General features: G+C 64.2%; 17 protein-coding genes and 3 tRNA genes. 17 read left to right on the forward strand and 3 right to left on the reverse strand.

Annotation, left to right across the window (positions count from 1 at the left end):
• Positions 1-6: 6 nt before the first annotated feature.
• The 3 genes from HRUBRA_RS00275 to HRUBRA_RS00285 form a co-directional block, all read right to left on the reverse strand.
• Positions 7-82: transfer RNA gene (locus tag HRUBRA_RS00275), tRNA-Gly, on the reverse strand.
• A 222-nt stretch (positions 83-304) separates the two neighbouring features.
• Positions 305-380 (reverse strand) — tRNA-Glu (locus HRUBRA_RS00280).
• A gap of 52 nt (positions 381-432) precedes the next feature.
• On the reverse strand, positions 433-750 hold the full coding sequence (locus HRUBRA_RS00285; RefSeq protein WP_035513373.1) for a PA2817 family protein: 318 nt from the start codon (positions 748-750) through the stop codon (positions 433-435).
• Between the two features lie 80 nt (positions 751-830).
• On the opposite strand from HRUBRA_RS00285, the gene HRUBRA_RS00290 reads away from it, so the two are divergent.
• From HRUBRA_RS00290 to HRUBRA_RS00370, 17 genes are all read left to right on the forward strand, one after another.
• The gene (locus HRUBRA_RS00290) at positions 831-1748 is read left to right on the forward strand and encodes an ABC transporter ATP-binding protein (protein ID WP_035513375.1); all 918 of its coding nucleotides are present in this window, start codon (positions 831-833) and stop codon (positions 1746-1748) included.
• Positions 1745-2518, forward strand: coding sequence for an ABC transporter permease (locus HRUBRA_RS00295; RefSeq protein WP_035513377.1), 774 nt, complete (start codon positions 1745-1747; stop codon positions 2516-2518). The genes HRUBRA_RS00290 and HRUBRA_RS00295 overlap by 4 nt, the downstream gene beginning before the upstream one ends.
• 6 nt (positions 2519-2524) lie before the next feature.
• A complete protein-coding gene (gene queF, locus HRUBRA_RS00300) occupies positions 2525-3340 on the forward strand; it encodes an NADPH-dependent 7-cyano-7-deazaguanine reductase QueF (RefSeq protein ID WP_035513380.1) in 816 nt (271 codons plus the stop codon).
• Positions 3341-3362: 22 nt separating this feature from the next.
• Positions 3363-3450 (forward strand) — tRNA-Ser (locus tag HRUBRA_RS00305).
• A gap of 82 nt (positions 3451-3532) precedes the next feature.
• The gene (locus HRUBRA_RS00310) at positions 3533-4012 is read left to right on the forward strand and encodes a Na+/H+ antiporter subunit E (protein WP_084592366.1); all 480 of its coding nucleotides are present in this window, start codon (positions 3533-3535) and stop codon (positions 4010-4012) included.
• Positions 4009-4284, forward strand: a complete 276-nt coding sequence (locus HRUBRA_RS15075; RefSeq protein WP_201771490.1) for a monovalent cation/H+ antiporter complex subunit F — start codon at positions 4009-4011, stop codon at positions 4282-4284. Before HRUBRA_RS00310 ends, HRUBRA_RS15075 begins: the two co-directional genes overlap by 4 nt.
• Positions 4281-4571 carry a monovalent cation/H(+) antiporter subunit G gene (gene mnhG / locus HRUBRA_RS00320; RefSeq protein WP_035513382.1) on the forward strand — a complete coding sequence of 97 codons (291 nt, stop codon included), beginning with the start codon at positions 4281-4283 and terminating at the stop codon, positions 4569-4571. Before HRUBRA_RS15075 ends, mnhG begins: the two co-directional genes overlap by 4 nt.
• Positions 4559-4828: a Na(+)/H(+) antiporter subunit B gene (locus HRUBRA_RS15080; protein WP_035513385.1), complete on the forward strand. Its 270-nt coding sequence runs from the start codon at positions 4559-4561 to the stop codon at positions 4826-4828. The genes mnhG and HRUBRA_RS15080 overlap by 13 nt, the downstream gene beginning before the upstream one ends.
• Positions 4825-5493, forward strand: a complete 669-nt coding sequence (locus HRUBRA_RS00330) for an MnhB domain-containing protein (protein ID WP_035513386.1) — start codon at positions 4825-4827, stop codon at positions 5491-5493. Before HRUBRA_RS15080 ends, HRUBRA_RS00330 begins: the two co-directional genes overlap by 4 nt.
• Positions 5490-5786 carry an NADH-quinone oxidoreductase subunit K gene (locus HRUBRA_RS00335; protein ID WP_035513387.1) on the forward strand — a complete coding sequence of 99 codons (297 nt, stop codon included), beginning with the start codon at positions 5490-5492 and terminating at the stop codon, positions 5784-5786. The genes HRUBRA_RS00330 and HRUBRA_RS00335 overlap by 4 nt, the downstream gene beginning before the upstream one ends.
• Positions 5783-7201 (forward strand): complex I subunit 5 family protein, encoded by a 1419-nt coding sequence (locus HRUBRA_RS00340; protein WP_035513388.1) that lies wholly within the window; start codon positions 5783-5785, stop codon positions 7199-7201. The genes HRUBRA_RS00335 and HRUBRA_RS00340 overlap by 4 nt, the downstream gene beginning before the upstream one ends.
• Positions 7198-8694, forward strand: a complete 1497-nt coding sequence (locus HRUBRA_RS00345; protein WP_035513389.1) for a complex I subunit 5 family protein — start codon at positions 7198-7200, stop codon at positions 8692-8694. The genes HRUBRA_RS00340 and HRUBRA_RS00345 overlap by 4 nt, the downstream gene beginning before the upstream one ends.
• Positions 8691-9653, forward strand: a complete 963-nt coding sequence (locus HRUBRA_RS00350) for a hypothetical protein (RefSeq protein WP_035513390.1) — start codon at positions 8691-8693, stop codon at positions 9651-9653. The genes HRUBRA_RS00345 and HRUBRA_RS00350 overlap by 4 nt, the downstream gene beginning before the upstream one ends.
• A 206-nt stretch (positions 9654-9859) precedes the next feature.
• Positions 9860-10342 carry a nuclear transport factor 2 family protein gene (locus HRUBRA_RS00355; protein ID WP_035513392.1) on the forward strand — a complete coding sequence of 161 codons (483 nt, stop codon included), beginning with the start codon at positions 9860-9862 and terminating at the stop codon, positions 10340-10342.
• 97 nt (positions 10343-10439) lie between these two features.
• Positions 10440-12731 carry a TonB-dependent receptor gene (locus HRUBRA_RS00360; RefSeq protein ID WP_035513393.1) on the forward strand — a complete coding sequence of 764 codons (2292 nt, stop codon included), beginning with the start codon at positions 10440-10442 and terminating at the stop codon, positions 12729-12731.
• A gap of 28 nt (positions 12732-12759) precedes the next feature.
• On the forward strand, positions 12760-13323 hold the full coding sequence (locus HRUBRA_RS00365; RefSeq protein WP_236629736.1) for a nuclear transport factor 2 family protein: 564 nt from the start codon (positions 12760-12762) through the stop codon (positions 13321-13323).
• Between the two features lie 55 nt (positions 13324-13378).
• A complete protein-coding gene (locus HRUBRA_RS00370) occupies positions 13379-14218 on the forward strand; it encodes an SDR family oxidoreductase (RefSeq protein WP_035513394.1) in 840 nt (279 codons plus the stop codon).
• Positions 14219-14235: the final 17 nt, after the last annotated feature.

Here is a 14235-nt window from a genome sequence, read left to right on the forward strand (position 1 = left end):
GAAGTTTGGAGCGGGAAACCGGGTTCGAACCGGCGACCTCAACCTTGGCAAGGTTGCGCTCTACCAACTGAGCTATTCCCGCAATCGTCTTTCCGTACCGACCCTGAGTTGGTCGCCGGTACCGGCGAGGCTGGGCGCCCCCCCTGCAACCCTGGCAAGGTTGCGCTCTACCAACTGAGCTATTCCCGCAATCGTCTTTCCGTACCGACCCTGAGTTGGTCGCCGGTACCGGCGAGGCTGGGCGCCCCTCCTGCAACCCTGGCAAGGTTGCGCTCTACCAACTGAGCTATTCCCGCAGGAAAAATGGCGTCCCCTAGGGGGTTCGAACCCCTGTTCCCGCCGTGAAAGGGCGGTGTCCTAGGCCACTAGACGAAGGGGACGCTGTGACCTCTCTTCGAGAGCGGCGCATTGTATGAAGGGTGTTCCTGAGCGTCAAGCACTATCTGTTTGGCGTTGCTCAAATTCGGCTATTTCGTCGTCTGCCATGTAATGGAGGCATTCTCCGCCGAAAAACCATAGCAATTCGCGCGGGAAGGTGGGGGCGAAATCCGGGTAGGTGGTAAACAGCCGGGAAACCAGTTCGCGCCCCTGGTCGTACACATCGGGGCCTCCGGCTGAAATCTCGCCGAAGGCGAGGGCGAGTTCCCGCAGCCCATCGGCAGGACTGAGCTCGCGGGTGCGGTTCAGGAATTCCCGGGCAAAGGTTTCCAGCAGCCGGCGGCAGTGTTCCGCGTATTCCAGATCGTCCATGGTGACTCCGGTTCTAGGCCCCCCGCCTTTGCGGGTAGAATGGGGGCGTGGCTCAATGATTCAACTGTTAAGGGTAGTGCATGGTTCCGGCTCTGAAAATCGACGCGCTCAGCAAGACGTACCCCGGCGGCTTCCAGGCCCTCAAGGGTATCAGCCTGCAGGTGCAGCAGGGCGACTTCTTTGCGCTCCTTGGCCCCAACGGCGCCGGCAAGTCGACCACTATCGGCATCATCTGCTCGCTGGTGGCAAAGACCGGCGGCAGTATCCAGGTCTTCGGTGTCGATATCGATGTCGACTTCCCGGGTGCCAAAAAACACATCGGCATCGTGCCGCAGGAATTCAATTTCAACATGTTCGAGAAGGTCGGCGACATCGTCGTCAACCAGGGCGGCTACTATGGGCTGCCGCTGCCGCTTGCGCGGCAGCGGGCGGAAAAGTACCTGCGGGCCCTGGGCCTGTGGGAAAAGCGCGACAACGCCTCGCGTATGCTCTCCGGCGGCATGAAGCGTCGGCTCATGATCGCCCGGGCCCTGGTGCACGAGCCGCGGCTGCTGATCCTCGACGAGCCCACCGCCGGTGTCGACATCGAGATGCGTCGCTCCATGTGGGACTTCCTGCAGGAGATCAACCGGGCTGGCACCACGATCATACTCACCACCCACTACCTCGAGGAAGCCGAGGCCCTGTGTCGCAATATCGCGATTATCAACCACGGCGAAATCGTCGAGTACGGCTCGATCCGTGATCTGCTCCGCCGTCTTCATCGCGAGGTCTTTATCTTCGATAGTGCGGGCAAGCTGCCGGAGCCGCTCACCTTGCGGGGTTTTGAGGTCCGCCGCGTCGACGACCACAGCTTCGAGGTCGAAGTCGAGAAGGGGCAGCATGTTAACGAGGTCTTCGAGGGACTGAGCGCCGCCGGCGTCCGCGTTACCAGCATGCGCAATCGGGCGAACCGACTGGAGGAGATGTTTGTGAAGCTGGTGGAGAGCGCGGCATGAGCCTGCGGGAACAGTACATCGCCCTGATGACCCTTCTGCGCAAGGAGATCCGTCGTTTTTTGCGGATCTGGCCGCAGACGCTGTTACCCTCGGCGATCACCATGTCGCTGTATTTCGTGATCTTCGGTTCGCTCATCGGCTCGCGCATCGGCGAGATGGGCGGCTTTCGCTACATGGAGTTTGTGGTGCCCGGGTTGATCATGATGGCCATCGTCACCAACAGCTACTCGAACGTTGTGTCGTCCTTTTTCGGCTCCAAGTTCAACCACAGTGTTGAGGAACTCCTCGTGTCGCCGACGCCGAACTACGTCATACTCCTCGGCTTTTTGCTGGGCGGCATTGCCCGGGGTCTTCTGGTCGCTATTATCGTCACCGCCGTGTCCCTGTTCTTCACCCGTCTGCCTATTTACAACATCGGCATCGTTATGCTGGTGGTGCTGTTCACCTCAACGCTGTTCGCCCTGGCCGGTTTCATCAACGGGGTTTACGCGAACAACTTCGACGACATCAGTATCATCCCGACCTTTGTACTGACCCCGCTTACCTACCTCGGCGGCGTGTTCTATTCGCTCGATCTTCTGCCTGAGTTCTGGGCCAACGTCTCGAAGCTCAATCCGTTGGTCTACGTCGTCAACGCGTTCCGCTACGGCGTGCTGGGGGTATCCGATGTCAATGTCACTTTTGCCTTTGCCATGATCGCCGTCTTCACGGTGCTTCTGTTTTTCTACAGCATGCACCTCCTGTCCAGCGGCAAGCGACTGAGGCAGTAGGGACGCATGGATCGCGAACTTCCCCTGGGCCGCCAGGTCAGCGGCAGCGCGAGCTACGACCCGTCGCTGCTTTTTCCCCTTGCCCGTAGCGAGGGTCGGGCGCGTCTGGGCCTGGGGGAGGGCGCCCCACCGTTCCACGGCGTCGACGTGTGGCATGGGTACGAGCTGTCCTGGCTTGAGCCTGACGGGCGCCCCCGGGTCGCGCTGGGTCGCATCGAAGTGCCGGCGGATTCGCCGTGGATGGTCGAGTCGAAATCGCTCAAGCTCTATCTGAATGCCATCAACGGCAGCACCTTCGCCAGTGCCGGGGCGGTCCGCGACACCATTGCCAGGGACCTCACTGAGGCTACCGGCGGCGCGGTCGCGGTCAGCCTTGCCCACCTCGACGATCCGGCCTTCCATGGTGTGGCCGCGCCCGGGGAGTGCATCGATGACGCGCCCTTTGCCGGCCCGGTTGATGCCCCCGCGCGGGACCTCCTGCGCGTCGAGTCCGACGAGCGGGTCGAGGAAACGCTGCACTCCCACCTGCTGCGCTCCCTCTGCCCGGTCACGGCCCAGCCGGACTGGGCGACCGTGATTGTGAGCTACCGGGGCTCGCGGCTGGACCGCGGCGCGCTGCTGGCCTATCTCGTCGCCTTCCGCGAACACCAGGACTTCCACGAGCAGTGCGTTGAGCGCATCTTTCTCGACCTTGCCGCCGTCCTCTCGCCCGAGACCCTGGCCGTGCAGGCCCTTTATACGCGCCGGGGCGGCCTCGATATCAGCCCGTGGCGCAGTAGCGGGCCCGGAAAGGCCCCGCAGTATCGACTCCACCGCCAGTAAGCTGCTATGATCCGCGCCCTCCGGTGGGGTGGCCGAGTGGTCGAAGGCGCACGCCTGGAAAGTGTGTAACGGGCAACCGTTCGAGGGTTCGAATCCCTCCCCCACCGCCATCCCCTTCGCGGTCCTTTTTTTGACCTGCCTCTGCTGCCCGGTCTATGCTGCATGGCAATGTTGTGTTGCCGATGAGCTGACGTGCCCGCTGTCTCAAGTGCAGTCCTGCGCGCTGGCGCGTTCCGGATCGCCCTTTACGCGCTTCTCTGGGGCATCCTCGCCGGCTTCGAGCCCGGGAGCTGGTTTCTGGGGGCGCCGGCGGTCCTGCTGGCCGCCTGGCTGAGTCTGCAGCTGGCGTCCCCCGTACCCTTCAGGCCCTGGCCGGTGCTGGTCTTTGTCGCTTTTTTTATCGGGCGCTCTGTGAGCGGAGCTGTGGATGTGGCAAGGCGCGCGCTGGCGCCCCGACTGCGCCTGGCGCCCGCGCTCGTGGTCTATCAAACGTCCCTGCCTGCGGGGTTGCCTCGGGTGCTGTTTCTCAACAGCATATCGCTCACCCCGGGAACGCTCAGTGCGGATATACGCGACGATACCGTCTGGGTACATGTGCTTGATGAAAATGGCGATCATGAGCAGGCTCTAAGTGGGCTCGAGGGTCGTCTTGCGCGGGTGTTCCCGCAGTGACTATCGACGCCGTGCACCCATGGTTGGCGCTGTTTCTCCTGGCGAACCTGCTCGCGGGTCTCTGGCGGGTGCTGACGGGGCCGACGGCCGCCGACCGTATGTTGAGCACGCAGCTTTTCGGTACGACCGCAGTGGCCCTGCTTGCGATCGAGGCCGATACGCGGGCGATGCCGGCGCTGCGTGACGTTGCCCTGGTCTTTGCGCTCCTTGCTGCAATCACCGCGGTCGCTTTCGTGCGCCGGGTGTGGCAGCCGCGGGAGGGCAGTAAATGAACTGGCTGGCGCTTGCGTCCCTGGCGCTCGGGGCGTTTTTCTTTCTTGCCGGCACCGTCGGCCTGCTGCGCTTTCCCGACGTGCACAGCCGGCTGCATGCCTTGACCAAGGCGGACAACGTGGGGCTCGGTTTCCTGCTCTTCGGCCTTGCGCTGGAGGTGGGTTCGCCCCTGGTGGGGGCGAAGCTGTTTGTGATCTGGTGCCTGGTGCTTCTCGCCAGCGCCTCCGTTTCCCACGTTATTGCCCGGGCGGCGCTGCGGCGGGGAGTTGAGCCATGGCAGCGCTGAGCCTTCTGCCGCCGGCGCTGGACCTGTTGCTCGCTGTGGCACTGCTGTTGACGGCCTGGCGGGCCCTTTATACCCGCGCCCTTTTCCCGGCGGTCGTCTTCTTCGTCGCCTTCGGCATGCTCCTGGCGTTGGCCTGGATGCGCCTCGAGGCGCCGGATGTAGCGCTGGCGGAGGCGGCGATCGGTGCCGGGCTGACCGGCGCGCTGCTCATGGCCGCCGTGGCCCGGCTTCGTGGTCGCGACGAGGATAAACCGTGAAGCGCCTCGGTCATGCGGTCCTGGGGCTCCTGCTGCTGATGCTGGCGGGAGTGCTGGCCTGGGCCGTGAGCCTGCCCGTCGCCCCCGGGCAGGACGTCCCGGCGCACATCGCCGGATCCCTTGCGGACAGCGGTGTGAGCCACCCGGTTACAGCCGTGCTCCTGAACTTCCGCGGCTATGACACGCTGCTGGAGCTGGTGGTACTCCTGGTAGCCCTGGCCGGCGTGCGCTGCCTGGCCCCACTGCCGCCGCCCAGCGGCGGGGGGGCTGTCGGCGGCGTGTTGCGGGAACTCGCCGCGCTTCTCCTGCCCGTGCTCGTACTTGTCGCGCTCTACCTTCTGTGGGCCGGTGCTACCAGGCCCGGTGGTGCCTTTCAGGGTGGCGCGCTCCTCGGGGCGGCAGGTATTCTGGCACTCCTTGCAGGGCGTGATCGCTTCCTTGCTGTGTTGGAGCAACGGCTGTGGCTTCTGGCCGGCCTTGGCGTCGGCGTGTTCCTTGCCGTCGCCGCGGGGACGCTGGTGTGGGGTGGCACCCTTCTCGGGTTGCCCCCGGAGCAGGCGGGGATCCTGATACTGGTGATCGAGAGCTTCGCGCTCTTGTCTATCGCAGTGACTCTGGTGGCTCTCTTCCTGGGTACCGGTGAGCTTGAGGACCGGGACCCGTGACGGGGCAGGCCTGCTACGCGGTGCTGGGTGCACTGCTGTTCTGCCTGAGTTTCCACGCGCTGATCATCGCGGTCCATCCCTTGCGCCGCCTGCTGGCGGTGAATGTAATGGGCAGCAGCGTGTTTCTGGTCTTCATCGCCGGCGCCGGCCCCCGTGATCCGCTTCCGCAGGCGCTGGTTATTACCGGTATCGTTGTGGCTGTGGCTGCCACGGCCCTGGGCCTCAACCTGCTTTTGCGCCTTGCCGGGCCGGCGGAAGACGACCGGCCTTCGGCCGGGCAGGATGGTTCGTGAGCGCGTCGTCGCTGCTGCCCCTGCTCGTGCTCTGGCCCCTGGCGGGGGGGCTGCTCGGGCTGCTCCTCCCGCGCGGTGCCGGGCCGCTGCTGCTTGGCGTCAGCACCGGCAACCTGGCGCTGGCTGTGGCGCTGGTGGACGCGCTGGCAGGGGCGGGCAAGGTGGCACACAGCGTCGGCGGCTGGAGCACGCCCCTGGGCATTGCCCTGCGCGCCGATGGCCTATCGGCGGTTCTGATCCTGGTAGCCGGCGCCGTGGCGCCGCTCCTCGCGCTGTACGCCAGTGCCGCCTATGCCGGCCGGGAGCTGCGCTATTTTGCCGGTCTTTTCCTGCTCTTTCTCGGCGCCCTGAACGGGCTGTTCATCGCGGGCGACCTGTTCAACCTCTACGTTACCCTGGAGCTCCTCGGCTTGTCCGCGGTTGCCCTGGCTGCCCTCGGCGGCGGCGCGGCGGCGCTGGCTGCGTCGCTGCGCTATCTGCTGGCGACTATCACGGGCTCCCTGGCCTACCTCCTTGGCGTGGCGCTGCTATACCGTGCGACAGGTACCCTCGATCTTCTTCAGCTCTCGGGCCAGGGTCCGGCCCTGCCGGGCGGTGCCGTGGCCTTTGCGCTTATGGTCGCCGGGCTGCTGCTCAAAGCGGCGGTGTTCCCGCTGCACTTCTGGCTGCCGCCGGCGCACGCGAATGCCTCGCCGCCGGTCAGTGCGGCGCTCTCCGCTCTGGCCGTAAAGGCTCCCCTCTACCTCCTGCTGCGCCTCTGGCTTTCTACCTACGATGGCGCCTGGCCCCTCGTTGCCGAACTGCTCGCAGCTATCGGTGCTGCCGGTGTGCTCTGGTGTTCCCTGCAGGCAGTACTGCAGCGGCGCGCCAAGCTGCTGGTGGCCTATTCCACCGTCGCGCAGCTGGGCTATCTGCTCCTGGCCCTGGCCCTGGTCCCCGCGGCGGGAGCGGCCGCCTACGGTGCCTTTACGCTGCTGCTGGTCTCCCATGTGCTGGCCAAGGCGGGGTTGTTCCTTGCCGTGGGCAACCTCGCGCGACGTGCGGGCCATGACCGCTTAGACGGCTTCGAGCGGGTAGTGCAGCACCTGCCGTTGTCCGCCAGTGCCATCGCTCTGGCCGGAGTCAGCCTGATGGGTATGCCGCCCAGTGGTGGTTTCAACGGCAAGTGGCTGCTGCTTCAGGCCGCTATCGCCACCGGGGACTGGTGGCTGGTAGCGGTGATACTCGTCGGCGGTCTGCTCGCGGCCGTGTATATCTTCAAACTGATCGAGCACACCTTCGGCGGCAGTGATCGCCCCGACGCAACGGCGCTGCCACGGCGCATGGAATGGGCTGCTCTGACACTGGCCGCAAGCGCCGTGGGTGTCGGCTTTCTGGGTCAGCCTCTGCTGCGGCTCCTCGGGGGCGTGCCATGAGCGAGCACGAACTGCTGCCGCTGGCGGTGCTGGCGACATCGCTCCTGCCGGGCCTGGTGATCTTTTTCCTGCCCGAGGGGGCTGTGCGTGTGCGAAGCGTGCTCAATCTCGCCGGGGCCACGGTGAAGCTGGTCCTGGTGGCGGTGATGCTCTGGGGGGTCTCCAGGGGCGAGAACTATGCCGTGTCCTATCCGTTGCTGCCGGGCTTGACCTTTTCCCTGCGAGCGGACTCCCTCGCCTTGCTTTTTGTGACCCTGTCAGCGCAGCTCTGGTTTCTCACCACCATCTATGCCATCGGTTATCTCGAGAGTTCGCCGAACCGGGCGCGCTTTTTCGGTTTCTTCAGCCTCTGCGTCACCGCCACCGTGGGCGTCGCCATGGCCGGGAACCTGATCACCTTTTTGCTTTTCTACGAATTGCTGACGCTATCGACCTACCCGCTGGTGGTACACCGGGAAACAGCCGCGGCGCGGGCGGCGGGCAACCGCTACCTCGCCTATACGATCGGCGGTGGCGCGGCGCTGCTTCTCGGTACGGCCTGGCTTTACGCCGAGACCGGGACTCTGACTTTTACGCCGCGGGGCTTCGTCGATGGCTCCGGGGCATCGTCACCGGTGCTGGCGGCGATTTTTTTCCTTCTCGTAGCCGGCGTCGGCGTCAAAGCTGCACTGGTGCCGTTGCACGGGTGGCTGCCCCGGGCCATGGTGGCACCGGCTCCGGTGAGTGCGCTCCTGCATGCGGTGGCCGTGGTCAAGGCGGGCGCTTTCGGCATCATCCGTATTGTCTACGACGTCTTCGGGGTGGAATACGCGGCAGAGCTCGGTGTGACCGACGCCCTGGCGGCGGTCGCTGCGGTCACCATCATCTATGGCTCCCTCCGCGCCCTGGCGCAGGACGACCTCAAGCGGCGGCTGGCCTTCTCGACGGTGTCGCAGGTGTCCTACATCGCCCTTGGCGTGGCTATCGTCGGCCCGCTCGCCAGCATTGGCGGTATCGTCCACCTCGTCCACCAGGGGTTGATGAAGATCACGCTGTTCTTCTGTGCGGGCAACTACGCCGAGACCCTCGGCCTGCACAAGGTCAGCGAGCTGGACGGCGTAGGACGGCGTATGCCGCTGACGACCGCTGCTTTCACTGTGGCGGCGCTGGGCATGATCGGCCTGCCACCGATGGCCGGGTTTATCAGCAAGTGGTACCTCGGTCTCGGTGCGATTGAGGCCGGCGCCACCTGGGCTGTCTTTGTGCTGGCCGGCAGCAGTGCGCTGAATGCCGCTTACTTTCTGCCGATTCTCCACCGCGCATGGTTCCGCGCGCCCACCGCCGCCTGGGCACCGGTGCCCGCAGGCGTGCGGGCAGAGACGGCCCTTGCGCTGCTGCTGCCCCCGGTGATCACCGCATTGCTGGTGCTCCTCGCAGGCGTGCTGGCATCCGTCCAATACAGTCCCCAGGAGTGGGCTACGCTGGTGGTGCGGCGGGAGTTCTACGCGCCATGAGTCTGCTTACCCTGGTCGTCTTCGCGCCTCTGCTTCTGCTGCCGTTGCTCCCGCTCCTCTGCGGCCGCCCTCGTCAATGGCTGGTGCCGCTGGTCGCGCTTCTGCCTGTCGCGCTGCTGCTGCCGGCCCAGCCCCTGGCGTTACCCTGGATTCTGCTCGGCAGCGGTGTGGCCGGGGGTGGGCCGGGAGCCGCTGTAGTCTCGCTTGTTTCCGTGTTCTTTGCGCTGGCGCTGGCGCCGTGGGGGAAGGGTGCCGGGCTATCGCCCCGCGTCAGCGCTTGCCTGCTCCTGGCTCAGGCAGCGTGTATCGCTGCCCTCGTCGCCACAGACCTGATGCTCCTGCTCGCTGGCTTCACCGTCGCGAGTTACGCGCTGCTCGCTGCCCGCCTGAGCAGCGGTGCGCTGGCCCCGGGCCGGCTGCCGGCCATCGTGCTGCTGCTGGTTCCCGGCGACCTGGCGGCGTTTGAACTTGCGCTGCTTTTTGCCAAGGTCGCAGACAATGCCGTCACTCCCTCTGTTGCCGGCGCAGCCGCTGTGCTGCCGGGGGCAACGGTCATCGCCGGCTTTGCTGCCCTCGCCGCTGCAAGCCGTGGCGCCCTGTTGCTCCTGGTGGCGCGGCGACCGGGGCAGCTGTTGCCCACTGCCACCCTGGTGCTGCTTGTTGTTCCCACGCTGGGCTGGCGCCTCGGCGATGCCGCTGGTGCCCTGAGTGCTGTCCTGGCGGTAGCCGCCGGCGCGGCTGCGACAGCGGCGCTGTCGAGGCTGTGGCCGCCGCTTGCAGCCCGCTTTACTCAGGCGCGGGAACGGGTGTCCTGGCGGTTGTTGCTGTGGCAGGGACTCGATGCCGGCGCATGGCCGGGCCGGCTCGCTGGCGCAGAGCGGGAGCTGGGTAGTTGGCGCTTTGCGCTCGCCGGGGCGATCGTGCTGGTGCTTTTACTGCTGATCGCCACGTTTTTTTAAGTTCGTGCGCTGCGTTTCAGGACACGGTATTCTCGCCAACCCCCGGCGGAATGCCACTGCGGCGGCCGCTGAAACGGCATTTTTTCACAGGCAGACGCTTGACCCGGCGGGTCCGTCGGATACACTTGCTAGACACAAACAAGCAACTCGTCTTACCGAGCCTGACATAAGCCCGAAGGGCCATAACAGGGCAGGAGAGCACGACTATGAGCGCAGACGCCGCGACGATCGAGGTCCTACTGGGGCGCATCGACCAGCTGGAAAGCCGCCAGGCGATCATCGACCTGGCTTCCGAGTACTGCCATGGCTTTGACAAGCGGGATTTCGACCGCTTCCTCGCCATATGGTGGGATGACTGTGTCTGGAATATCGGCCCGCCCTTCGGCGCCTTCGAGGGGCACGACGGGATCCGCGAGGCAGTAAAGAATGTGCTTTGGCCGGCCTGGGACGAAAGTCACCACCTGAGCACCAACAACACGGTCAAGTTCGATGGTCCCGACCGCGCCCGCGCCGTTTGTGACGTCGACTGCGTCGGCCGCCTGGCCGGGGAGAGCGTCTGTCAGATCGTCGGTGCCACCTACGAAGATCTGGTGGAGCGACGCGACGGGATCTGGCGCATCAAGCAGCGTGATGTGACGATCCACTATTTCAACCCGGTCAATGGCACGCCGCTGACAGCTCCCGGCTGAGCGGCGATCGGCCGCGCGCGGCCGCGACAGAATAATAGAAAGAAACGTTAAACCCAGAGTAATAACACAAGGATGTATCGCCGAGGAGGCAAGCCCCATGATGAATCGTAAGAAGCAATTGGTAATTGCGCTGTCTGCCGCCGGTGTAGGGATCACTTCCGTACCGGTTGTACAGGCTCAGCAGGGTGTTCTGGAAGAAATCACCGTTACCGCGCGGAAACGCGAAGAAAGCATGCAGGACGTCGGCCTTTCTGTCAGCGCACTCAGCGAGACGGAAATCCAGCGCCAGTTTGCCCGCGATATTCAGGATCTGGCGAACATCGCTCCCAACCTCATTATTGATGACACGGGGCAGGGGCCGGGCGGTACTGCGGCGATCTTCATTCGCGGCGTCGGTGTTGCCGATCTGGAGAAAAACTTTGACCCGGCTGTCGGTGTCAGCGTCGACGGTGTTTTCATCGGTTCCACCGCCGGTGCCTTGATGCGCAGCATTGACCTGGCCCGGGTGGAAGTCCTTCGCGGTCCCCAGGGGACGCTGTTCGGGCGGAATACCGTCGGCGGCATGATCAATATCGAGCGTACCCGGCCCACCGGTGAACTCGGCGGCCGCTTCCGCGCCGGTGTTGAAAACTACGACACCGCTTACCTGGACGGTATTTTCAATTTCGCCCTTACGGAGGATCTCGCCGTGAAGCTTACGGCGTCGATGCGCGACCAGAACGAAGGTTACTACGACAACGTCACCCGTCGTGGTGACCAGGGTCGCCAGGAGTACACTAACCTCGGTGCAAACTTCCTCTGGAACGCCACGGATACGCTGGAACTCGAGTACACCTACAACAGGGAAGAACTCGATCAGGACACGCCGCCGCTGGTGAATGTCACCCGTCCGGATCAGGCCTTCTGCGGCGTCTACGGCTACTGCGGCACCGCGATCGGCAACACGATCACCGGCGATCGCCTCGGTGCGGCCGGTGGCGGTGGTGCACCGACTCCGCCGCCGGGCTTCGACACGAATGTATCCCTGCGTTCGCAGGTCGGCAATGAGTGGATGGAGGCCTTCTTCGACACGGAGACCCATATCTTCGAGGTGCGCTGGGATATCACCGATTCGCTGCGCATGGACTACATCTACGGCCGTTGGGAGTCAGACGAGGATTCGCTGCAGGACTGGGATGGAACGCCGGATCTTCTTTACCACACGCAGCGCCCCGGCGAATGGGAACAAGACAGCCATGAGCTTCGCTTCACTTGGGACAATAACGGCCCGCTCACGGCCCAGGCTGGCCTGTTCTACTGGGACTCCGAGTATGAAAGCCGTATGCGCAGCTACATCGGCTTCCTCGACCTCGCAAATGGAGCACCGAACGATCCCGCGTTTACGTCGTTGATCGCGGATATCCCGCAGACTACGAATCAGACGACGGAATCTATCGCGGCCTTCCTGGAGGCCGACTGGCGCCTTAGCGATAAGTGGACGCTGACTTTTGGCGGCCGCTATACGGAAGATGAAAAGACCTCTGCGCAGTTTGGCGAGGTCAACACGCTATCGCAGGGACGCACGCAACATCCAAGCGAGAAGTGGGATGAGTTTACTCCGCGCGTCGGTTTGAAGTACTTCTATAACGAAGACGTTATGTTCTTCGCGAACTATTCCGTTGGTTACCGTGCCGGTGGTTTCAATGGCCGCGTGGCGAGTCTTGAGGAAGCCATTCAGCCCTACGACCCGGAGACTGTGGACAACTACGAGCTGGGTGTGAAGTCGGAACTGTTCGATAACCGTCTGCGCATCAACGCCACGATCTTCACCATGGACTACCAGGACAAGCAGGAAGAACTGCAGCTGCCGTCGAACGAGACCGATACCGGGCAGAAGACCGTCGTCATCAACCCGTCGTCGGCTACGATCAGCGGCTTCGAGGTAGACGTGCAGGCCTACGTCACGCAGGGCCTCAGCCTTCGCGCCAACCTGGGCTACCTGGATTCGGAATACGATGATTTCGTGTACACGGATGTCGAGGGAGCCGTTGTGGATCTCAGCAACCTTGAGTTCCGTCGTGCGCCGGAGTGGACCGGTACCCTTGATGCCACCTACGAGTGGGAGATTGGCAGCGGCAATGCCTGGGTGCGGGGTTCCTACCGTTATATCGACGATCATTACACCTCGATCACCAACAACGTGGAGTCGGAGAACGGTTCTCAGGGCCTGGTGGATGCATCGGTCAACTACGCGATCGGCGATCTCCAGTTCAGCCTGTTCGGCCGCAACCTGACGGATGAGGATACCTTCACCCACGGTTATGAAGTTGCGGGCCTCTGGTCTTATGCGTCGGTGCGCCGGCCGCGGACCTACGGCCTGGAAGTGGTCTATAACTTCAACAACAACTGAGACCTCGGGAACCGGGGAGGAGACCTGGATGATGACCATGGAAGAACTCGCGGCCAGGGAGGCCATCAGAGACGTCATTCACCGCTACGTACGCGCCATCGACCGCATGGAAGAGGCGCTTCTGCGCAGCGTGTTCCACCCCGGCTCACGGCACAACCATTTTTACGAGGGCCCCTCCTCGGATCCGTCGGCGCCGTCGTCGCCGGAGGAACCGGGAGACTTTATTGCCTTCGCGTTCGGCTTCCTCTCGACCTGTGCCCGCACGCACCACCAGCTCGGCAATACGCTGATCGAGTTTGACGGTGACGACGCGGCCCGGGTCGAGACCTATTTCACTGCCTACCATCTCATGCGCCCGAAGGGCGATCCGCTCGCCGGGCCGACGGCCTATGACAGCGAGATGGACTACCTGGTAGGCGGGCGCTACGTGGACCGCTTCGAGTGTCGCGATGGCGAGTGGAAGATCGTGCACCGCACCGGTCTGACCGACTGGATGCGCCTCGAGCCGTCCTGCAGCCAGGGCATGGGTGACCTGCCCGCGGCGACGGTGGGGCAGCGGGCACCGCACGATTTCATCAACCAGGGCACCTGAGCGCCCACGCGCGGGCCCCTAGCCGCCAGGCAACAACAGGAAAAGGGAGATAGCAATGCGCCTTGAAGGCAAGACCGCGCTGATCACCGGCGGTGCCAGCGGCATCGGCGCCGCGGCCGCCGAACTGTTCGTCCGCGAGGGCGCGAAGGTGGCCATAGTCGATATCCAGCGAGAGGCCGGTGAAGCGCTCGCTGAACGGCTGGGGGCAGGCGCGTTCTACCGTGACTGTGATGTAACGGAAGAAAGTGATCTGGTGGCCGCAGTGGATGCCACCGTGGAGCGCTTTGGCAGCCTGGATGCATTGTTCCACTGCGCGGGTATCGTCGGCTCTGTAGGACCCCTTGCGACTACCCCGGGCAAGGAGTGGCGCTTCAGCATCGACGTGCTGCTGAACGGTACCTTCTACGCCATGAAACACGCTGCGCGGGTCATGGTCGGCCAGCGCAGCGGCTCCATCATCACCATGGCAAGCACCGCCGGTATCCTTGGTGGCCTTGGCCCCCACGCCTATACGGCTGCCAAGCACGGCGTGGTCGGCCTTACCAAAAGCGTGGCGACAGAGCTCGCTCGCAGTGGTGTCCGTGTTAATACGATCGCCGCCGCAAGCATGGCTACACCCATGGTAGCCAACGTTCTCACCGGTGATCCCAACGATATCGCCGGCGCTGAGCGGGCTCTCGCCGAGGCCTCTCCGCTGCAAGGCCGGCCAGGTTTGGCCATGGATGTGGCGAATGCGGCGCTGTGGCTCGCCAGTGACGACTCGGGCTATACCACCGGGCACACTCTCACCACCGACGCCGGCATCACCATCGGTGCGACTGCCGAGGGGCCGGCTTTTGCTGAGTACCAGCCGATCATCCGTGAGGCTGGGCGCACCGGGCTCGACGTCGACTAGCGTTACCCCGCTAAAAT

This window comes from Pseudohaliea rubra DSM 19751 (genome assembly GCF_000764025.1).
GTDB lineage: Bacteria > Pseudomonadota > Gammaproteobacteria > Pseudomonadales > Halieaceae > Pseudohaliea > Pseudohaliea rubra.